The 19708-nt window shown below is 32.5% G+C and carries 23 protein-coding genes; 10 read left to right on the forward strand and 13 right to left on the reverse strand.

Going from position 1 to position 19708, the window contains the following annotated elements; translation table 11 throughout:
- Positions 1-67: 67 nt before the first annotated feature.
- Positions 68-718, forward strand: coding sequence for a nicotinate (nicotinamide) nucleotide adenylyltransferase (nadD, locus tag AAGG74_RS17145; protein WP_429676416.1), 651 nt, complete (start codon positions 68-70; stop codon positions 716-718).
- A 32-nt stretch (positions 719-750) separates the two neighbouring features.
- A complete protein-coding gene (gene nadE / locus AAGG74_RS17150) occupies positions 751-1572 on the forward strand; it encodes an NAD(+) synthase (RefSeq protein ID WP_429676417.1) in 822 nt (273 codons plus the stop codon).
- 46 nt (positions 1573-1618) lie between these two features.
- Here the strand turns inward: nadE and AAGG74_RS17155 are convergent, their stop codons facing one another.
- The 4 genes from AAGG74_RS17155 to AAGG74_RS17170 all read right to left on the reverse strand — a co-directional run bounded on the left by AAGG74_RS17155 (position 1619) and on the right by AAGG74_RS17170 (position 4793).
- The gene (locus AAGG74_RS17155) at positions 1619-1951 is read right to left on the reverse strand and encodes a hypothetical protein (protein ID WP_429676418.1); all 333 of its coding nucleotides are present in this window, start codon (positions 1949-1951) and stop codon (positions 1619-1621) included.
- A 174-nt stretch (positions 1952-2125) separates the two neighbouring features.
- Positions 2126-3334 carry an ammonium transporter gene (locus AAGG74_RS17160; protein WP_429676419.1) on the reverse strand — a complete coding sequence of 403 codons (1209 nt, stop codon included), beginning with the start codon at positions 3332-3334 and terminating at the stop codon, positions 2126-2128.
- A gap of 200 nt (positions 3335-3534) precedes the next feature.
- Positions 3535-4086, reverse strand: coding sequence for a hypothetical protein (locus tag AAGG74_RS17165; protein ID WP_429676420.1), 552 nt, complete (start codon positions 4084-4086; stop codon positions 3535-3537).
- A 92-nt stretch (positions 4087-4178) separates the two neighbouring features.
- Positions 4179-4793 carry a DedA family protein gene (locus AAGG74_RS17170; RefSeq protein ID WP_429676421.1) on the reverse strand — a complete coding sequence of 205 codons (615 nt, stop codon included), beginning with the start codon at positions 4791-4793 and terminating at the stop codon, positions 4179-4181.
- 178 nt (positions 4794-4971) lie between these two features.
- Between AAGG74_RS17170 and sigI the strand changes: the two genes are divergently transcribed.
- Positions 4972-5721, forward strand: coding sequence for an RNA polymerase sigma-I factor (sigI, locus tag AAGG74_RS17175; protein ID WP_429676861.1), 750 nt, complete (start codon positions 4972-4974; stop codon positions 5719-5721).
- Between the two features lie 17 nt (positions 5722-5738).
- Here sigI and AAGG74_RS17180 read toward each other — a convergent pair whose 3' ends face one another.
- Positions 5739-6458, reverse strand: a complete 720-nt coding sequence (locus AAGG74_RS17180) for a metallophosphoesterase (protein ID WP_429676422.1) — start codon at positions 6456-6458, stop codon at positions 5739-5741.
- A gap of 74 nt (positions 6459-6532) precedes the next feature.
- Here AAGG74_RS17180 and AAGG74_RS17185 point away from each other — a divergent pair, with 74 nt between their 5' ends.
- On the forward strand, positions 6533-7210 hold the full coding sequence (locus AAGG74_RS17185; protein ID WP_429676423.1) for a hypothetical protein: 678 nt from the start codon (positions 6533-6535) through the stop codon (positions 7208-7210).
- Between the two features lie 87 nt (positions 7211-7297).
- Here the strand turns inward: AAGG74_RS17185 and tnpB are convergent, their stop codons facing one another.
- Positions 7298-8458 carry an IS200/IS605 family element RNA-guided endonuclease TnpB gene (gene tnpB / locus AAGG74_RS17190; RefSeq protein WP_429676424.1) on the reverse strand — a complete coding sequence of 387 codons (1161 nt, stop codon included), beginning with the start codon at positions 8456-8458 and terminating at the stop codon, positions 7298-7300.
- Positions 8459-8683: 225 nt separating this feature from the next.
- Between tnpB and AAGG74_RS17195 the strand changes: the two genes are divergently transcribed.
- The 4 genes from AAGG74_RS17195 (at position 8684) to AAGG74_RS17210 (ending at position 11187) form a co-directional block, all read left to right on the forward strand.
- The gene (locus tag AAGG74_RS17195; protein WP_429676862.1) at positions 8684-9337 is read left to right on the forward strand and encodes a deoxynucleoside kinase; all 654 of its coding nucleotides are present in this window, start codon (positions 8684-8686) and stop codon (positions 9335-9337) included.
- A 165-nt stretch (positions 9338-9502) separates the two neighbouring features.
- The gene (locus AAGG74_RS17200; protein WP_429676425.1) at positions 9503-9808 is read left to right on the forward strand and encodes a hypothetical protein; all 306 of its coding nucleotides are present in this window, start codon (positions 9503-9505) and stop codon (positions 9806-9808) included.
- 111 nt (positions 9809-9919) lie between these two features.
- Entirely contained in the window at positions 9920-10789 is an 870-nt protein-coding gene (locus tag AAGG74_RS17205) for a hypothetical protein (protein WP_429676426.1), read from the forward strand.
- A gap of 86 nt (positions 10790-10875) precedes the next feature.
- A complete protein-coding gene (locus tag AAGG74_RS17210; protein ID WP_429676427.1) occupies positions 10876-11187 on the forward strand; it encodes a hypothetical protein in 312 nt (103 codons plus the stop codon).
- 20 nt (positions 11188-11207) lie between these two features.
- Here the strand turns inward: AAGG74_RS17210 and AAGG74_RS17215 are convergent, their stop codons facing one another.
- The 3 genes from AAGG74_RS17215 to AAGG74_RS17225 form a co-directional block, all read right to left on the reverse strand.
- Entirely contained in the window at positions 11208-12809 is a 1602-nt protein-coding gene (locus tag AAGG74_RS17215; protein ID WP_429676428.1) for a VirD4-like conjugal transfer protein, CD1115 family, read from the reverse strand.
- A gap of 94 nt (positions 12810-12903) precedes the next feature.
- Entirely contained in the window at positions 12904-13071 is a 168-nt protein-coding gene (locus AAGG74_RS17220; protein WP_429676429.1) for a hypothetical protein, read from the reverse strand.
- A 125-nt stretch (positions 13072-13196) separates the two neighbouring features.
- Positions 13197-13484: a hypothetical protein gene (locus tag AAGG74_RS17225; protein ID WP_429676431.1), complete on the reverse strand. Its 288-nt coding sequence runs from the start codon at positions 13482-13484 to the stop codon at positions 13197-13199.
- 171 nt (positions 13485-13655) lie between these two features.
- Between AAGG74_RS17225 and AAGG74_RS17230 the strand changes: the two genes are divergently transcribed.
- Positions 13656-14402 (forward strand): diadenylate cyclase, encoded by a 747-nt coding sequence (locus AAGG74_RS17230; protein ID WP_429676432.1) that lies wholly within the window; start codon positions 13656-13658, stop codon positions 14400-14402.
- A gap of 71 nt (positions 14403-14473) precedes the next feature.
- Here the strand turns inward: AAGG74_RS17230 and acpP are convergent, their stop codons facing one another.
- The 3 genes from acpP to AAGG74_RS17245 all read right to left on the reverse strand — a co-directional run bounded on the left by acpP (position 14474) and on the right by AAGG74_RS17245 (position 16611).
- Positions 14474-14707 (reverse strand): acyl carrier protein, encoded by a 234-nt coding sequence (acpP, locus tag AAGG74_RS17235; protein WP_429676433.1) that lies wholly within the window; start codon positions 14705-14707, stop codon positions 14474-14476.
- Positions 14708-14771: 64 nt separating this feature from the next.
- Entirely contained in the window at positions 14772-15812 is a 1041-nt protein-coding gene (locus AAGG74_RS17240; protein ID WP_429676434.1) for a hypothetical protein, read from the reverse strand.
- Positions 15813-16050: 238 nt separating this feature from the next.
- Positions 16051-16611: a hypothetical protein gene (locus tag AAGG74_RS17245; protein WP_429676435.1), complete on the reverse strand. Its 561-nt coding sequence runs from the start codon at positions 16609-16611 to the stop codon at positions 16051-16053.
- 139 nt (positions 16612-16750) lie between these two features.
- Here AAGG74_RS17245 and AAGG74_RS17250 point away from each other — a divergent pair, with 139 nt between their 5' ends.
- Positions 16751-17206, forward strand: coding sequence for a hypothetical protein (locus AAGG74_RS17250; protein ID WP_429676436.1), 456 nt, complete (start codon positions 16751-16753; stop codon positions 17204-17206).
- A 142-nt stretch (positions 17207-17348) separates the two neighbouring features.
- On the opposite strand, the gene secA is transcribed toward AAGG74_RS17250, so the two are convergent.
- On the reverse strand, positions 17349-19661 hold the full coding sequence (secA, locus tag AAGG74_RS17255) for a preprotein translocase subunit SecA (RefSeq protein ID WP_429676863.1): 2313 nt from the start codon (positions 19659-19661) through the stop codon (positions 17349-17351).
- Between the last annotated feature and the right edge of the window lie 47 nt (positions 19662-19708).

The following is a 19708-nucleotide window of genomic DNA, read 5'->3' on the forward strand; positions in this document are numbered from 1 at the left end:
TTTTTCAACTGTCGGAGGCATTGCCTCCCCCAACCTATTTTATTATTGTTTTCAGGAGGTCCTAACAATGGGCAAAATCGGAATATTCGGCTCGTCTTTCAATCCTATAACAGACTCACATTTATTTTTAGCGAAAACTTTAGCAGATTTATGTAATTTTAAACTCGTAGTATTTGTCCCTTGTTTCAAAAATCGCAGCGACGGAAAGATAATCGAAGTAAGTGACGAACACAGATGGAATATGATTCAACTCGCAATTAAAAAAAATCCTTTATTCGAGGCCGATGATTATGAAATGAATGCAAGAGCGGGAATCGGAAAGCAATATACATACTTCACTATGAAATACTTTAAAGAAAAATATCCGGACGACGAAGTCCATTTCATTATGGGAGCAGATATTTTAGCAGAGATCGATAACCAAAATGTCCAACCTCACCTTAGATGGAAACACAGGGAAAACTTGATAAAGGAAAACAAATTTGTGGTAATGTCACGAGAGAATATCGATATGTTAAAAGAAATTTCAAAAAGCCCCCTTCTAAGAAAATATCACGATGGTTCAAGATTCCATTTGGTAGACAAAGGAATAGCAATGGAAATCAGCTCTAGTTATATTAGAGATGAAATCTCAATGGGAAGGTATCCTCAATATTTAATGCGAGACGAAGTTTACGATTATATAGTGAAGAACAAGATATACAGCCAAGTAGATTAAAATAAAAGCGATGATTTCGGAGGAATAAAATTATGACTACTAAACAGCAGCAAATTATTAAAGAATTAAACGTAAAACCTAATATCGATCCCAAACTCGAAATTGAATTAAGAGTTGATTTTTTGAAAAGTTATTTACTGACTTCAAAAGCCAATGGTTTTGTCCTTGGTATCAGCGGTGGCCAAGACTCGACTTTAGCGGGAAAACTAGCCCAAATTGCAGTTTATCAGTTAAGAAACGAAGGGCACGATTCAACATTTACAGCGGTTAGATTACCTTATGGCACTCAAAAAGATGAAGATGATGCCCAACTAGCTTTGAATTTTATAAATCCTGATGTTATTAAAATATTTAATGTTTATAATACTGTAGAAGCTCTTAATAAAGATTATCAAACAGCTATTGGAACACCTTTGTCAGATTATCACAAAGGAAATGTAAAAGCTCGAATCAGAATGGTTTCCCAATATGCTATTGGCGGGATGGATGGTTTATTGGTAATAGGAACAGACCACGCAGCAGAAGCAATCACTGGTTTCTTCACTAAATACGGAGATGGAGGAGCTGACCTTTTGCCATTAAATGGACTATCTAAAAGGCAAGGTAGATTGATTTTAAAAGAATTAAACGCTCCCAAGCAACTCTATTTAAAAGAACCAACAGCGGATTTATTAGATGAAAAACCACAACAAACAGATGAAACCGAATTGGGAATTACATATGATCAAATAGATGATTATTTAGAAGGGAAAAATGTTCCTAGCAACATCACAAAAATCATTGAAGAAAGATACAACTCAACGGAACACAAACGAAACCCTCCAGCAACTATGTTCGATAAATGGTGGAATTAATATAAAAAAGCCCTTAAAAATTATGGGCTTTTTACAAATCAGTGAATTAAGATTTATTTTTTTCTAAAATCTTTTTCATAGCTTTAATGTCCTCTAACAAGGTATCAATGTAATCGTCACCTTTTAAATAATAAGAGAATCCATTTATCAAAACAGCCATTCCAAGCGTTATTGCTGTTATATGAGTAATCATAACAGTCTCCTCTGACCACTTAGAGAATAACCCTATGCAATGAAAAGCTAATAATAAACACATAATAAAAAACAATGTTAAAATATGAGCGATGATTTTAATGCTTTTCTTTAGGAAAGCATATAGTTTCTCATTATGATATACAATACGGATAATTTCTTCTATTTCTTTTTTTTTATCATCCATATTAGAGTTGCCTCCATTTTCAGAATTTCTTTACAGGCCTTGTTACTATATAAACTTTGATCTCCAATTAAACAATCACTTTTGTCAGATGAATTTCCTAACAAATAGATATGTTAGCACAGACCAAATCATTTTAAAAGTTAAATTCAGCAAACAAAACAAACCTATCATTATTCATTTATATGCTATTTCTCCGTGCAAGGAAATATCTAATCCAGTTTCTTCAGTATCTTCACATACTCTTATTGGAAGAAAGAAATCAACAACTTTAATGATAATAAAAGTAAAAGCAAAGCAAAACGTCACCGTAGTCCCAACAGCTATTGCTTGTTTAAAAATTAAATCTAATCCGCCACCAAAAAATAATCCGTTATTCCCAGCTTCATTTACTTTGGTGGAAGCAAATAAACCCGTGGCAATAGCTCCCCAGATTCCACCGAATCCGTGCAGCCCGAAAGCATCCAATGCATCATCATATTTAAATTTTTCTTTAATGTAAGATACTGAGAAGTTACATATCACTCCTGATATTACACCTATTAAAATGGATGAAGGAACATCTACAAACCCACAAGCCGGAGTTATGGCAACTAATCCCGAAACAACCCCATTAACAGCGCCCAAAACAGTTGGTTTTTTATTTTTAGCCCATTCACTAACCATCCAAGAAAGACATCCGCCTGTCGCACCAATCATTGTAGTAATAAAAGCATTCATAGCAATAGCGTCTAACGTTAATGCACTTCCAACATTAAATCCAAACCAACCAAACCATAGCAATCCTGCCCCAAGAACAGTAAGAGGAATATGGTGACCCCCGTTATCTTTACTCTGCTTTCTTTTACCAAGTACCAATGCGACAACTAATCCAGAAACTCCGCTTGCAATATGCACAACAGTTCCACCAGCAAAGTCTAAAGCTCCTAGTTTTCTTAACCAACCTCCAACCCCCCAAACCCAGTGCGCTAAAGGGTCATACACTATCGTAGTCCACAACAAAATAAAAACTAAGAAAGAACTAAATTTCATACGCTCAGCGAATGCCCCTGACATTATAGCTGGAGTTAAAATAGCAAACATCATTTGAAACATCATAAACAGACTAAATGGAATAGTTGATGAATAAACACTGTTTACAGAAAAACCAACATCTTTTAATCCAAAAAAGTTTAAACTACCAATTAGCCCAAATTGACTTGATCCGAAGGCCAGCGTAAATCCAATTAATACCCACTGTATTGAAATAACAGCCATACTAGTATAACTATGCATTGTGGTACTTAGTACATTCTTACTCTTCACGAGCCCTCCATAAAACAATGCTAAAGCCGGAGTCATCAATAAAACCAACAAAGTACAAATAAACATAAAAACACTATCCATAAAACCCCTCCTAATTTTGATGTAAAGTTATATGACATATTTAACCTAATTATTCTAATACCTTCAGTAAATCAAAAAAAGTGTGTTAGGTTTTATAACATAAAATTCAATGTTTATTATAGATTTCAAATATATTGATATAATTCGGTTGTTCAAGAAAATAAAAAAAGGTTGAAAATAAACTCAACCTTTTATATTTATCAATTCCAAAGATAATGTTGTTCCCCCTTGTATGTATACTTAATTACCGTTCCATCCATTTTTATTTTTACAATAACAGGAATATCCCAATCGCAATTAATACCACAACATTCATATTTTTGATTATATTTCTGATCATCTTCCGAACATACACAATATGTAGTGTTAGGATTGTCTCGGTATGAGAACAAATATGTTTCGCTATCTTCAGTCTCGATTATTACAAATGGACACTCATAATATTCAAACTCTGTTAAAGCGATTCTTTTAATTTTTTTTAGAAAGAATAAATCAACCGAACCCAGGCTTAGAACTTTCAAATGTTGCTCAATACTTAAAATCTCATTGACAATTTCATCTTTTAGAAAATTACTTTTTGCAAACTCTTTTAAGATTTCACCCAAATTAAAATCGCATCTACTATTTGGTAACAACTCTTGAAAATTATCCGCATCCTTAACCATTGAACTTGAGATTTCCATTAAATGATCTAATACCTGCCCTTTTACAACTGTTACTCCGTCTATATTGTATTCAGCTACTTTTTCCATTGAGTATTCCCCTAACGTAGAAGTTTGGTAATTTATATATTTATAACTTGATTTTTGTGATTTTGGAAAAATTAAAAAATAAAAAAGTGCAATTATAACTTTTGCACTTTTACTTTAGTTATTCTTTTCTTAAATATTTTTAAAGCGATTATTATCAAGAAGCAGAGTAACAAAACCAAAACAATTGGTTTCATATATTGGTTAAACAATCCTGCTGCTTCTTTCCAATGCGGACCTAACTTATATCCGAGATACAAATAAAGATAAGTAATAGGATAAGTTGCAAGGAAAGTGTATAGCGAAAATTTTAAAAAACTCATTCTCGCCATCCCACAAGGGATAGATATCGCTGTTCTTACGACTGGCAAAAACCTTGCAAAAAAAGCAACACTTGAGCCAAACTTATTAAAGAATCGATCTGATGCATTTACTTGTTTTTCGTTTATCAAAAAAAACTTACCATATTTTAAAATAACTGGTCTGCCGCCATATCGACCTAGTGCATATAAAGTCATCGGCCCAATTGCTCCCCCTATAGATGCTGCCAGAGCCATTAAATGAATATTGAAATCACCTTGGTATATCCAATAACCTGCTAGTGGCAAAACAATTTCAGCTGGAACAAACTCAAAGCACAAAGCGAAAAGCACCCCAAAATAAGAAAACTGTTTTAGAAACAATATAAAACTCATTAATATTCCTGCCATTAGACGCCTCCCCTAAACCTTTGAACTTTTATATATTTTTTAGTATTTTATCTTTTACCTTTAAAAAGCAGTATATTAAAAACTTCTTTCAGTTATAATTGAAATATGATATTATGATTTAGTTTACAAGATATGATCACTCTAAGAACGAGAACGGGAGGTGCTCCAGATAGCTAAGATGTTCTCTTATTTCATAAAAAGTAAAAAAAGCTTAGAATCAACCGTTCTGAAGATCCAAAATGGAGACAAAGATATACAAAACGAATTCATCAATCAATACAGGCCTTTTATTGCGAAAACAGTGGCCAATGTGTGCAAGCGTAGTATAAACGAATATGATGATGAATTTAGTATCGGTTTAATTGCTTTTAACGAAGCGATCGAAAAATACACACCAGAAAAAGGAAGATCTATTCTATCTTTTGCACAAACCGTTATTTCAAATAGAGTGATTGATTATATAAGAAAAGAAGCTAAAGACAGAGATGGAAATTTAATCAACTTTAGCACTCAAGATATTGATCATTACGAAAATGAATACGGAAAAACAACAGCTACAACAAAAATAGAAGTAGATATTTCTATTGGTGAATATAACCGTACGGTAGAGAAAAACGAAAGACAAGAAGAAATTATTCGCTTCAAAGATGTTCTAAAAGAATTCAAAGTAGATCTTTCAGATTTATATGAGAAGGCTCCAAAACATTCAGATGCCAGAAAAAATGCGCTGCTAGTTGCAAAAAAATTGATTAATACAGATGATTTGAGAGAGATTTTTTGGACAAGTAAGAAGTTACCTATCAAAAATTTAATCCCTATAGTCCCAGTTAGTAAAGTCACAATCGAAAGAAACAGAAAATACATTATAGCTTTAGCAATTATTATAGACGGAGATTATACTTTCTTAAAAGAGTACCTAAAAAAGTGAGGTTCAATCCTCACTTTTTATTTTTTTAAAACTTTATATGAATTAATAATTGACCCCTCTTTATCCAGCAAAACTGCATTTAATTGCCCCCCAAACACACAACTTCCGTCTATACCTACTTTCGTTTTGCAGGGTGATACCCATATTTCATTCGATCCCTTAACTCCCCTTATGTTTTCAGTAGTTGTATGACCAAAAAAGATTTTCTTTCCGGTATTGTTTTCAGAATAAATGAACTCATTTCTGATTGTTGTGCAATCTCTCTCAGCTGTATCTTTCCAGTTTCTCTTTCCGTTACATCCCGCGTGCGCAAATATTAGTTTTTCTGTTTCATAATAAATAGGTCTCATCTTCATAAATCCAATTAGTTCTTTATGATTTCTCTTTATTTCTTCAGATATTCTTGTTTTGGTATACTTTAACAGAACATTTTCGTTAGGAAAAAAAGAATTAACCGTCTCATTAAACGTTTCCAGGTAATAAAAACCCTCTAAACTTTTATCTCTTCCTTCGAGTTCCAACCACTCAAGAAATAATTCTTCGTGATTTCCTTTCAAAACTATCGCATTTCCTTCATTATTCAATTCCAAAGCAAGATTCAAACAAGCTAAACTGTTTGGCCCTCTATCTATTAAATCACCCATTAATATTAAAGTATCCTTCTTTCTATCCCAATAAGTCAAAATTTCCTTTAATTCATCTATACAACCGTGGGGATCCGAGACAACAAAATACATAGCATCTTCTCCTTTTATCTTTTTTTTCACTTCCTTCTCATTCTATTTTAAAATCATACGAAAGGAGAGAAAAAATGAAAACAACTTATCAAACAAAGAGATCTGAAATTATTAAACATTTATCAAGTTTTTCTAATATATACAAAAAAACTATAGAACCCATTATGTTTCCATCCACAACAAGCAAAACATATTATTCTCATTTATATGATTGGATATGTTGGGGGAATGGCTTACATCACAACAAAGAACATATGAACTTAGATGAATTTATTAACGGATCTTTATTATATTTTTCAAAGGACACATTTACCTGTAACATCAATCCAATTATATTAAGTGAACTATCAACTTTTAGTCTAGACGATAAAGAATTGTTCAAAGAATATATGAATTATGGATTTTATGTAGGCTATGATTTACTTATGCATAGGTACAACGGATTTCTAAAAGCTTGCAATAATTGTACACTGTCATTAATAGACAAAGAGATATCAAGAGACACGTTGTTGCTATTCTTAAAAAAGCACGGAGTAACTACTGATTGTTTAGATATAACAACTCTTTTTATTCATCCTAATAGTTATTATAAGATTGTGAGGGAATATTTTAATGAGATAAAAGCAAACATAGAACTTAAACTCGATAAGCACCGAACAGATTGTTTAAATTATATAAACGAACAATTCAATTCTTTTCGTTCCCAACAAGTTACATTATTCAAAGAGATTAATATTCATAGACCTATTTGAACTACTCGGCACTAAAGTACCGAGATTCCTGAGAACACCAGACTTAGCCAATCGGTTTTCCTTTGGCCATAGGTCTTAGTTATTTTATCAGGCTACACCGTTGATTCCACCGGCAATAAGTCTTAAACCTTCGTTTTTTATATTCATTGCAGCGTTGATATCACGGTCGTGATCACAGCCACAATTATTACAAGTCCAGGTCCTGATGTTAAGTGGTTTCGGTCCATCTTGATGGCCACAGTTGTTACAAATCTGGCTAGAAGGAAACCATCTGTCAATTTTGATGATTGTTTTCCCGTACCAGTCAGCTTTATAGGTAATCATTGAGACAAACTCACTCCAAGAGACATCAGAAATAGCTTTAGACAACTTTCGGTTCTTTAACATACCTTCGGTATGTAAATCTTCGATCACAATCACGTCGTGGTTTTTGACGAGATCCGTTGAAAATTTATGTAAGAAGTCTTGGCGTTGGTTTTTCACTTTCTCGTGAAGACGAGCTACTTTCATCTTTTGCTTCTGATAATTCTTAGCATCGATTAACTTGATGTTATTCTTCTTAGCTAATAGGGCTCGACGAGATAGCTTACGCTGTTCGCGTTTAAGTTTCTTCTCCATTCTTTTTGTAAAGCGATGGTTATTTACCTTTTTGCCAGTTGAAAGAATTGCGAAGTCAGTAATACCCAAATCAATACCTACGGTATTGTTGGTTTTGGGTTTTGGGCTGATCATTTCCTCGCACACAACAGAGATGAAGAACTTGCCAGCTGCATTTTTTCTGACGGTGACGGATAGAATCCGGCCGTTCACATTGCGACTATTTGCAAATTTCACCCAACCTAGCTTAGGTAGTTTAATTTTATTGTCTTGAATCGTAACATTGGCGTTCTGCGCTTTACCTTGAATCACCGTTTTATACGATTGGACTTCATCACCTTTTCGCTTGAATCGTGGTGCTCGATTCTGCTTTTTAAAGAAGCGAGTAAAACTATCACTTAAAAAACGAACAGAGCTCTGAAGCGCGGTAGAATCAATTTCCTTTAACCAAATGTATGTATTTTTCAACTGAGGCAATTGATTCGCACAAGCATTATAAGAAAGTCCTTTCCCGGTTTTCTCATACGTTTGATTCCACTCGTGCAGAAAATGGTTAAAGAGAAAACGACAAGAACCGAAGGTTTTATGTATTAAGATCCGTTGATCTTTTGTGGGATAAATTCGAAATTTATAAGCGCGGTGTCTGAGCAAGTTCTTCACCTCCATTCATTTGTTTTTCAGAAACATATGTTCTGATTATAGCAAACGTTATTTCCTTTTCAAAGCAAAAGACCGTTCGACATTCATCCCACGACTGAAGTCACGGGTGTTCTGCCGAACTATCATAAAACAAAAAATGTATTCTATCCCCTTTTCTTTTAAAAATGCTAAATCTTAAAATTAATTACAACCAAAAAACTGGAGGAATGCATTATAATTACTATTGGAGGAATGATCGGGTTAGGGAAGACCACGGTCGCAGAACTAATTGCTGAAAATTTTGGAACTAAAGTATTTTATGAAAGTGTAAAACAAGAAGAGAATCCTATTCTCCCCTTGTTTTACACATTAAGCGAAAAAGAACTACTTGAGCAACGTCTCCCCTTTTTGCTGCAACTTCATTTTTTGCATACAAGACTAGAAAGTATAAGGGAAGCGAAAAAAAATCGTTTCAATGTACTAGATCGTTCTTTAGCGGAAGATGAATATTTCACTACAATCAATCACAAATTAGGTAGAATCAACGATTTAGAATTAAAAATGTATAATCAACTTAAAAACACTATGATTGCGGATATCAATGAATTACCTTACTCAAAAAAACCAGATCTTATGGTTTACCTAAAGGCAAGCTTCGATACAGTTATTCATCGAATTAGCTTACGGGGAAGAGCGTTTGAACAAGACGAAAAACTTATCGATTATTACCGAACACTTTGGGAAGGTTACGATAATTGGGTTTTAACCGAATACAAAGATAGCGACATATTAATAATTGATATGGATAAATTAGATGTCGTAAAAAACAAAGAAGATGCCGACACAGTCTTAGAAAAAGTGAAAATGAAAATCAATCAAATATCTAAGTGAATATAAAAGAAGCCTTTTTCATTCAAAGGCTTCTTTTTTGTGAAAAACGGGGAATTTAGATCCTTTTTGTTTATAATACTAATAGAAGTAATTAATCTATAAAAACATTGATTTTAAAAGCTACATATTTATTATTATATTTGTTAATCTCTAGGAGGAATTACAATGAAAGACCCAAATGATATTATGGAAGAAACACTTGCAACCTTTGCTGTTTTAATTGAAGACCATTTCGATATAGACGCATACAAAATTGATTGGGATTCAAACACAAAAGAGTTTTCTAAAAATGATCAAATTAAATTCGGTATGGTTATGATAGAATTCCATTTTCTCTATAAAGTAGAAATAGATTACGAAGCTGAAACGGAGTTTGAAAAATTCCCAACCTTAAAACACGCTTGGAATCACGTCGTAAACAAAGTTTTCAAGAAGGAAGGTTTCGACCCACAAACATTAGAGCCTACGTGATGATTTTGTTTAGATTGTCTTATTTAGAAAAATAGGACAATCTTTTTTTATTTCTCCTTGAAAGATATAAAATTTGCATTATGATGTAAAAAATATAGGAGGTGAATCTCAATGACAAATAGAAGAGATAACGAACTACCTGAAGAAATGAAGCAGCAAATGAGAGATCAACTAAAAAATGTGAGCAGAGAAAATTTAATTGAACATTACATCAATACTGCTTATAAACTTCATAACTTAGAGATAGAAAATGGCAAATTAACTACTTCAAATAATAGTTTAAAAACAAATAATAGAGAATTAAGGAAACAAAATTTAATAATGAGGACCCGTCAAGCAGAAGTGAGTATGCCTATTGAACATTTTAACACTAAGAAAAAAGTTAGCTTTTCCTCCAAATCGTATAAAAAAGCCAGAGAAAAAGTGAATTCCGTTTTTCTTGATGCTTTGAACAAGGGAAAGAAATTAGCTAACAATACAGCAACGAAAGGAAAACAGCTAGTTAATTCAGCGGTAACAAAGGGAAAAGATATGAAAGAAGATTTCATATTAGAGCGTAAGAAAAATTATCACAGCAGATTTCAAAAAACTCGCGCTCTTTTAAAGTCTTCCAATGAATTAGTTTTAAAACCTGTTGCCAATTTGACAGCCCAAAAATACAAAGAAAGCAAAAAATCAATCGAGTTAATCCATAACAAGGTAAATATAGAAATGTCTAAACAAGATCTGAATAAACAAACTGCTTTAAATTATTCTATTATGTATGCCGCTGCTGCATCAGACAAAATGATTGAAAAGTCAGGCGTCAAAAAAATCGCAAATGTTGCGGCCAACTCTAAATTAATCAAAGGTATTAAAAATGCTTACAACAAAGCTGTTTCAAATTATAGAGATAATGTTGAGGCAAACAAATCTAAAGCAGCTTCAATTGAGCAAAAAATTGAATCCAAGAAAGAATCTAAAAAGGCTTTAGCAAAATAAAGGGTATTTAATACCCTTTTTGTTTTTTTAAACAAAACATTAAAAAGAAAGTAAAATAAGTACATACTAAACCACGGGGGTATCATATGCCTGTTTACGAACAAGCCTTAAAACAAGAATTATCAGAATTGAAAGAGGCCTTACTAAATATGGGATTTTCAGATGTTTATTTCGACTCTTATCTAGATACGGATGACGTCGAAGAACTTGAGGAGTACGAGAAAATTCACGTACAAGTAAGGTTTAATTGGTCGAAAAAAAAAGATAAGAACATTTTTGTAGATGGTCGAAAAGATTTTTCTGGCAATAGCAAAAAATCAATCATCGCCAAAGCAAAAAAATGGTTGCAGGATAACAAAAATGACCCTGATTCATATTTCTATATAATCTTAAAATAAAACCGCATATCAATGCGGTTTTATTTTTTATTCAATCTTCCCCTATACCATTTTACATACTCATCGATATTTGCCTTTTCACTTGTTAAATCAAGATATTTTTGATTTTCATAATATCTGTTTTGATCATCCATAAACGGGTTTTTGTTATCAGTAACAATTAAAACTTTACCGTTAGGAAGCCTTCTAATTTCATCCGGTGAAAACAGTTCCCTCTTTGTTTTGCTTTCAGAATAACTTTTTGGACTCCTTCCCTGATCAGATGTACTATAGGTGCTAATTTCTTCGCTTCCTATAAGTCGAGAATAATAATGTGCCGTTTCATACGCTGATCCTGGTAGTATCATTTTGGTTTTTAAATTATCAAGTATTGTCCCGCTTGTTTCTTGCCCGTATCTTTGTTTCAATTGGTTTATACTTTGTATACCTAATGAGATAGACATATTTCGTGAGCGGATTGTTGCTAAATACTTGTCAATACCATTTATAACTCCAATGTTAGCAAATTCGTCTAAATAGAAAAATACCGGCGTTCCTTCAATCTCTATTAACCTACCAATCATTTGTGAATAAAACGGGGCCATTAATGGACTCATAAAATCACTTCTATGTTCAGGGACCACCACATACAAAGCCGTAGGCTTCTCCCTTAACATTTCCGGGTGAATCTCATTAACCGAAGTTAAGTCTTGAATCATTGGATCTACGAACATTTGAAGATTTGTAGAAAGTACAGTTTTAATTGAGGACGCAGTTTGTTCACTGCCCGCCGACTGCAAAAAAATATTGAATTGCTTTTCGGCAACTGGATGAGAGTCTTCAATCATAAATTTCAAAGTATCTAAATCATTTTCTATAATTAAATCTAAAGCATAACTGATATTATCTTTAGGAGCACCTAGCATTTTTACATATATCAAGAAAGCTGATAATAAAGGTGTAGACATATTTATCCACTCGGAACCCCCGCCTTTCTGACCGGTTTGAGCTTCAATAGCTGCATTTCCATTAATTAATAAAGATTGAGCTAACTCTCTGATTTCAGTTTCATTTCTACACAGTGATAGAGGGTTATATTTCAAGGTATCATTTTTAAATGGGCTAAACACTAATACTCTTTTCCCTTGTTTCAAATTAGTCATAGCTGTTTTCTCAAACAACTCCCCTTTCGGATCCGTTACTATAAAACTTGCGTCCGGAAGAGATACAAGGTTTGGAATAAAGAAACTAGTGGATTTCCCGCTCCCAGTTACACCTGTTAAAAGAATGTGTGAATAACTATGATTTGCAGATAATCTTATTTTTTTTCCTAATAGAACCCCATCATCTCCAGTTATATCTTCCATTTCTTTAATAGAAGCCAATTTAGAGGTGCCTAATTTTTTTTGCGTTTTCCCCTTGAAGCCCATTTTTTTTGCAAAAAAGAACACACATATAGCAAAAATAATAATTAATAAAATATCAGTTGCTAAAAAAATGATTATCGGACCAAACTCACCATACATCATTGAATTAATCATCGAGGAGAGATTTATTCCAAATAAACTTAAAATGATATTTGAGAGTATTGTTGATAACAGAAATAGAATGGATAAACCAATTGAATATACTTGATTCTTCAAATCAATCAATCCCCCTTTAAATCTGTTATAAGTTTGAAAAGATTCTTGTCAACTTTACTCCCGTTTTTTTTAAGAAAAATAAAAAAAGAGAAGGTTACCCTTCTCCGTATTTCTTTATGTCTTTACCAAGATAAGAGGACTCATCAGGATATTTAATCCCCGTTACGTATCCCTCTCCGTCATATATAAATAAAGCATCTATTTTTTTAACCTCACTATTGACACCTTTTTTTAGCAAGCTTTCTTTTTCTTTTTCGAACATCATAATTCCTCCGACAAAATAAATTAATTTCGTTGTAATTTTAAACTGTAGAGTCTCAAAAAAGAAAGAAGCCAGCTTCAACTTTTTTTTAAATAAAAAAGAGAAACTCAGAATCTTCTAGTTTTTCACTTGCCGAATATGAAATATAAAAGATTCTTGTCGATCATTCCTTGGATCTCTTCTCTTATAAATAAAATTGCATCTTCTTGGACCAAAAAGACGTTTTTATCAATCACTAAAGAGTCATTTTCATTTGTAATAGAACGATAAACTACAAACCTGTCTTCTTGATCAATTAATAAGTATCTAAACGATTGATTAATTATATTTTTATAACACTTTTTTAGTCTAAAGCTAATAACGTATTCTGAATCTTGCTCAAAGACAAAGTATTCTTTAATACCGTTCCACAAACTACTCCCCCCCCTTATAAGGGGTTATATCTAAAAAAAAGATCTTTTCAAGATTTCTCTGATAACAACGAGAAATTAAAATATTTATTTTTAAAAATAAGGTTTTTTCTTTTCTAGAGATAATTAAATAATTGAAAATTGGTGCCGTTTTTTATTAAGGAGGAGAAACTTTTGTTATGGCATAATCTATTAGATTACTTCTTTATTATCATAATCGTATACGTTTTATATCGATTTATTCGAAAAACAGAAGCTTTAAAAATTGCTTTAGGCATATTAGTGATATATTTACTCTCGTATATTGCAGAACAGTTCGATCTTGAAAAAACTTCTTTTTTACTCAAATTAGGTACGCAGACTTTAATTTTTGGAACAATATTAATTTTTTCTCCCGAACTAAGAATGTTTTTGAAAAAACTTGGAGGATTCTCAGGCCCTAAACGGCCGAGCAACGCCACTTTAAAAACATTAGAAGACTCCCTCTTTAATTTATCAAAGCACAAGCACGGAGCACTTATTATTATGGATGAAAGTGGAGATATTTCCGCAGCTTCAGAAAATTTGACTCATCTTGATGCGCACATAAATTCCTCTCTGATTAGCAACATTTTTTACCCTAATACTCCGTTACACGATGGAGCAGTAATTATTAATAAGGGACGCGTTCAATATGCAGGTTGTAAGCTTCCCCTATCCGCAAAGAAAAGAGACAATTTCGGTACGTTAGGAACAAGGCATATGGTTGCAATTGAAACTGCCGAAAATTTTGATGCTATTATATTCGTAGTCAGCGAGGAAACAGGGTCAATTAGAATTGCCACAAAGAACGGATTCTCTTTGATTACAAGCCGGGTAGATTTTAGACAGTTTTTTATTGATAAATATGAGCCACATCACAAAAAAGTCAAAAAAATATAAAGGCTTGTTAGCTTATATGCTAACAGCCTTTATATTTTTATACACAACACAATCTTTATATTAATCTTCTTCTATTGCTTATCTTCAATATATTTAACAACATCGGCTACAGTTCGAAGTTGCTCAGCATCTTCATCAGGAACTTCAATTTCAAATTGATCTTCAAGCTCCATTATAAATTCTACTACATCCAAGGAATCTGCCCCAAGATCTTCTTTAAAGCTGGCTTCTGGTGTAACCTGCTCTTTGTCTACGCCCATACGTTCAACGATTAATTCTGATAATTTTTCGAATATATTACCCATTAAAATGCCTCCTATAAATTGTTACATTGTTTATATTTTAGTGCTTTTTCAAAATTCCTGCTTTCTATAAGCTTGATTTTTCCTTATAAAGAGCATCTTGTATCTCTACCCAATACATCAATTCATCTTGATAGGCTTCATTATTATTCCTATTATCCATCAAACTTTGTATATCATACATTTCCTTTATATTTTCGTTGAACTTATTTTGAATAACTTCATCGTTTGAATAAAGTTTAAACACCTTATTTAAAATAAATGCAGAAATACCAAAAGAAAACTTTGCTCTAGAGTTATCAGTCTTTAAAAAGTCATACCGGTGATGTTTCCATAACTTTATAGCCTTTTTAGGGTTTAAAATTGATAATGTCTTTAGAATATCCGCAACCCCCTCCAACCGATCAATTTTATCTTTGCAAAAACTGTACCCTTGTTGTGTTAGTATGTTTGTCATTTCCCAATCTCTAAGTTCCAAAAAATATCTAATAGCTTTAGGGTATGCGTAAGCCCTTGTACCAGGAGAGGATTCAATACCTTTTTTAACTGTATCAAAAACATACTTTCCATTTTGATAATCACCTACAGAAAAATAGTAAAAAGCTCGATCCGCTTCTTCCTCCCCAATACTCTCCGAATAACCACTTCTACTCTCTACCATCCATTTAGAATATGTAACGAAACCCTCTTCCCATTTCCCAACCCTCATAAGATAATTATAATATTCCTGGTAATAACACCGAAGGGAATTCGAATGTAATTCAAAAAGCCTTTGCATTCTTTCAAAGAAGTTATTTATTTCATTTAGATTAATATCCAATATTGAGTCTATATGTTTTGCAATGAATGGAAACAAATTAAACAGCGGCTTAACATTAAACTCTTCACTTGACTGTATTTCTAAACATTCTAAATAATGTTTTATAGCTTTTTTGATACTTCCTGTGTCTTTATATTCGTTTACTAATTCCAATCTAACCAAATATTCATACAAAACTTGATTATTGTTGTTAAGACAATTTTTCAAAAGACATTCTAGATGTTCTATTTTTCTATCCCCTTTTAATCTTTTTGATGCTTGATACATTCGCTTTATCTGCTGTTCCACCCATTTTCACCTCCTATGGGAGCTGTACCAATCTTTACATAAAGATTGGAACTTTTTTTTCAAGCAAATCGTTCCAAAAAAACTTCCCTTTTACGCAAAAAGACTACTATAAGGAATGACCTTAAAGTAGCCTTTTTATTTCAACAAATATTTTTAAATTCATAGTCATAGTATTATCTCTCGTCTAAAACCTAATTTAGAAACGAAAGCGCATCATAATGCATAAATAACTCTTCTTCTATAGATTGATAAGCATTAAAATCGCAAAGAAAAACACTAAGAAAAAATAAAAAATGAAATTCTGGGATCTTAAAATGAGTTCTTTAATGCTTTCCCCAAGTAATTTCTCAATTTTCTCTTCAAGAGTTAGACGATATTTTAAAATCCCTTTGAGATATTCAGGTAAATCCTTTTTATATTCAAACCATTCAACAATCATTTTATATTCTTCTGGATGCAACTCTTCAAAAGGAACCTTAGTCATATATCTGTTTTTTTCTAGTAATTCTTTAGCTCTCATTCTGTAAGAAAAATCAATTGGAATTACTTTTTCCTTGATTGATTTGACTTCCGCGGACTTTTTGTTTATTCTTTGCTCCCAAACCTCAATATATTTAGGAATGCTGTGAAAAGCTTTATAAAGTTTCTCTTCTTTCCTGGAATTATTTTTAACATATTGCTGTAGCCACTCATTTGCCCATTCTTCGTTATTCTCGCATTTTTGCCCAGATTTAATTTTATTATGAACAAAGTAATTAATTGTTTGATTTGGATCTATGTTGTTCTTTCTTAATTGCATTTTCGCACCTCGTTAATTTAATATTGAATTATTTTTCGAAAAACTATTTTATTCCTTTGGCAAAAGCGTTCAATTTATAAGGATATTTTCTTTTTTAAACAAAGTTTGATCTAAGGACTATATTAAGGGAGGTGTAAGAATGAAACTACTTGCGTATATCTTGGGTTATATTGTTTCTGTGGGCTTTTTATTTACTAGAACTTCAAACAGTTTCGCAGGATCAACCTATACGTTTTATGTTTTGAGCGCAATATCAGTTATTTTCTTATGTATATTTTCGTATGTATACTATTCATTTTTTGAAAATGTGTCCATCAAACAATTAAGAAAAATGCGCGATAACCCCGCTGTCACCTGGTTTGGTTGGTTTGCCCGAAATTTAACAGAATGGACTCTGATTGTATTAACTTTCTCACCTTTTGTGTTGGTTTTATTAAGTGTTTCAAAAGGAATCTCTTATGCGCTGCCACTTCTATCATTTTTACAAACAATAGCTTTTGTAATCTCTATGTTTGTATGTATGTTCATTGTATTTTTGTTAATAGTTGTGTTTTATAACTGGGTGTTTACAAGAAAAAATAGATATTTAGTATAACTTTGAAAAGCCTATCACGTTTGTGAAAGGCTTTTTCTTTTTCAATTAATCGTTTGTTTACAATTCTCTAATTCCAAGTAACAAATAATATACTCTAAAACATAATAAACAGAAAAATTCTAGCAAGGCAACTTATCAATGATTAACCTTGCGCTATATGGGCAACTTTCATATGAATCACATTCATACAGTATTGTCTTTTTATTTCACTAAGCACCTCTTGAAACATTTCTGATGCTTCCCTTTGGTATTCAACAAGCGGATTGTTTTGAGCATAGGCCCTTAAATGAATCCCTTGTTTTAATTGGACTAATTGGTCGAGGTGTCTTATCCAGAACTGATCTAATAAATCCATAAACAAAGGTTTCTCTACTTTGTCCATTAGTTCATCACCAAGCTCTCCTCTTTTCTTTTCATATTGTTTCAATACAATTTTTATAACTCTCTCTTCTATATCCTTAACATCATCCAAATCAAAGCTCTTTTCATCTACAGCACCTGTAACTTCATTAACTAACCAATTCATAATCTTTTTGGGATCACCAGGGTTGTATCTGATATTAACTTCATAAGAAACAAATTCTTGCAGCATTTTTTTCGTGAAATCTTTTGTTTCATTCATTTCAATTATTTCATTTCTTTCTTTGTAAATGAATTTCCTTTGTATATCCATTACTTCATCATACTGTAATAGATTTTTTCTCATATCAAAGTTAGAACCTTCCATTCTTTTTTGGGCACCTGTTATGGCTTTAACAACCATCCTGTGCTTGATAGGCTCTTCTTTAGGAAATCTTAATTTGAGAGCTAATTCTTTGATTTTTTCACCATTAAATCTCTTAATTAATTCATCATCTAAAGACAAAATAAATTTACTGTATCCTGGATCCCCTTGTCTCCCAGAACGCCCTTTTAATTGATTATCAACTCTTCGGCTCTCGTGTTTTTCTGTTCCTATCACAGCTAGCCCTCCAAGTTCTTTAGTCTCTTTAGTAAGCTTTATATCTGTTCCACGACCGGCCATATTGGTTGCAATAGTTACAGCGCCTTTTTCTCCAGCCCTCGATATAATCTCAGCTTCTTTTTCGTGATTCTTCGCATTTAAGACTTCGTGAGGAATATTTTCTTGTCTAAATAGCCTACTTAACCATTCATTATCCTCTATTGAAGATGTACCCACTAAAACTGGCTGACCTTTTTCGTGTCGTTTTTTCACTTCTTCTATAATTGCCTTTGCCTTTTGCTCTTTGTCTAAATAAATTTCATCTTCATCATCAATCCTAGCTATAGGCTTATGGGTTGGAACGACAAGAACGTCTAAACCATATATTTTTTGAAGTTCTTCTTCTTCTGTCTTTGCAGTACCAGTCATACCAGCAATTTTTTGATACATCCTAAAGTAATTCTGGATAGTTACTGTAGCAAGGGTTATAGTTTCGTCTTTAATTTCAACTTCTTCTTTAGCTTCAATAGCCTGATGTAACCCTTCACTAAATCTACGACCTTCCATTATTCGCCCAGTGTTTTGGTCTACTAACAGGATTTCCCCATCTTGCACAACATAATCTTTATCCTTTTTCAATGTGAAGTATGCTTTTAAAAGTAAGTTTGTCGCTCTTAATATATTCTCATTTCCTGCAAACAAATCATCTACTTTCCAAAATTTTTGTGCACGTTCTATCCCCTGTTCGGTCATCCAAACCGTGTTCTTTTCTATATCATACTCATAATCTTCTTTTGTAAAGGTACTAACAATAAATTTAGCTTTTTTATAAAGAGTTAAATCTTCTTGTTTTTGTCCAGAAATTATCAACGGAGTACGCGCTTCATCAATGAGTATCGAATCAGCTTCATCTATTAATACGAATTCTAAACCAGTTTGAACTCTATCATTTTGTGAACCTGTCATATTGTCTCTTAGGTAGTCAAAACCAAACTCAGAAGCAGTACCATATATAACATCTTTTTTATATACACTCTTTTTTTCTTCAGCAGAAAGATGAGTTGCATTTAAACCAACAGAAACACCAAGAAATTCTAAAACTTTCCCAATTTCTTCTTTGTCACGTTCTGCAAGATAATCGTTAGCTGTTATCAAATGAACTTTGGTTCCTAATACAACTTGATAATATATTGCAAATAAAGAGACAAGGGTTTTACCTTCCCCTGTTTTCATTTCAGCAACATTTCCATCTGATAATATTAGTCCTCCTACTAATTGTACTGGATATGCTTCTAGACCAAGGACTCTTTTAGCAGCCTCTCTTGCCAGCACAAATGCTTTTATTTTAATATCATCTACGCTTTCTTCATTTTTCACTCTATCTTTTAATTCTTCAGTTAACACTTTATATTGATCATCTTTTAATTCAGATAATTTTTGATGCTCTTCTAATATCAAATTTACAGTTTTCATATATTTCTTGATACGCTTATTGTCTAACATTTGTTGGATCCCCATTTATACCTCACCTACTTCAAAAAAATAAACCGCAATTAATG

It is taken from the genome of Bacillus mexicanus (genome assembly GCF_050445615.1).
Taxonomy (GTDB): Bacteria; Bacillota; Bacilli; order Bacillales; family Bacillaceae; genus Bacillus; species Bacillus mexicanus.

What these genes read in the sequence shown, in the direction of transcription:
- nadD (WP_429676416.1), top strand. Translation starts at nt 68, where the DNA reads ATGGGCAAAATCGGAATATTCGGCTCGTCTTTCAATCCTATAACAGAC.
- nadE (WP_429676417.1), top strand. Translation starts at nt 751, where the DNA reads ATGACTACTAAACAGCAGCAAATTATTAAAGAATTAAACGTAAAACCT.
- AAGG74_RS17155 (WP_429676418.1), bottom strand. Translation starts at nt 1,951, where the DNA reads ATGGATGATAAAAAAAAAGAAATAGAAGAAATTATCCGTATTGTATAT.
- AAGG74_RS17160 (WP_429676419.1), bottom strand. Translation starts at nt 3,334, where the DNA reads ATGGATAGTGTTTTTATGTTTATTTGTACTTTGTTGGTTTTATTGATG.
- AAGG74_RS17165 (WP_429676420.1), bottom strand. Translation starts at nt 4,086, where the DNA reads ATGGAAAAAGTAGCTGAATACAATATAGACGGAGTAACAGTTGTAAAA.
- AAGG74_RS17170 (WP_429676421.1), bottom strand. Translation starts at nt 4,793, where the DNA reads ATGGCAGGAATATTAATGAGTTTTATATTGTTTCTAAAACAGTTTTCT.
- sigI (WP_429676861.1), top strand. Translation starts at nt 4,972, where the DNA reads ATGTTCTCTTATTTCATAAAAAGTAAAAAAAGCTTAGAATCAACCGTT.
- AAGG74_RS17180 (WP_429676422.1), bottom strand. Translation starts at nt 6,458, where the DNA reads ATGTATTTTGTTGTCTCGGATCCCCACGGTTGTATAGATGAATTAAAG.
- AAGG74_RS17185 (WP_429676423.1), top strand. Translation starts at nt 6,533, where the DNA reads ATGAAAACAACTTATCAAACAAAGAGATCTGAAATTATTAAACATTTA.
- AAGG74_RS17200 (WP_429676425.1), top strand. Translation starts at nt 9,503, where the DNA reads ATGAAAGACCCAAATGATATTATGGAAGAAACACTTGCAACCTTTGCT.
- AAGG74_RS17205 (WP_429676426.1), top strand. Translation starts at nt 9,920, where the DNA reads ATGACAAATAGAAGAGATAACGAACTACCTGAAGAAATGAAGCAGCAA.
- AAGG74_RS17210 (WP_429676427.1), top strand. Translation starts at nt 10,876, where the DNA reads ATGCCTGTTTACGAACAAGCCTTAAAACAAGAATTATCAGAATTGAAA.
- AAGG74_RS17220 (WP_429676429.1), bottom strand. Translation starts at nt 13,071, where the DNA reads ATGTTCGAAAAAGAAAAAGAAAGCTTGCTAAAAAAAGGTGTCAATAGT.
- acpP (WP_429676433.1), bottom strand. Translation starts at nt 14,707, where the DNA reads ATGGGTAATATATTCGAAAAATTATCAGAATTAATCGTTGAACGTATG.
- AAGG74_RS17245 (WP_429676435.1), bottom strand. Translation starts at nt 16,611, where the DNA reads ATGCAATTAAGAAAGAACAACATAGATCCAAATCAAACAATTAATTAC.
- AAGG74_RS17250 (WP_429676436.1), top strand. Translation starts at nt 16,751, where the DNA reads ATGAAACTACTTGCGTATATCTTGGGTTATATTGTTTCTGTGGGCTTT.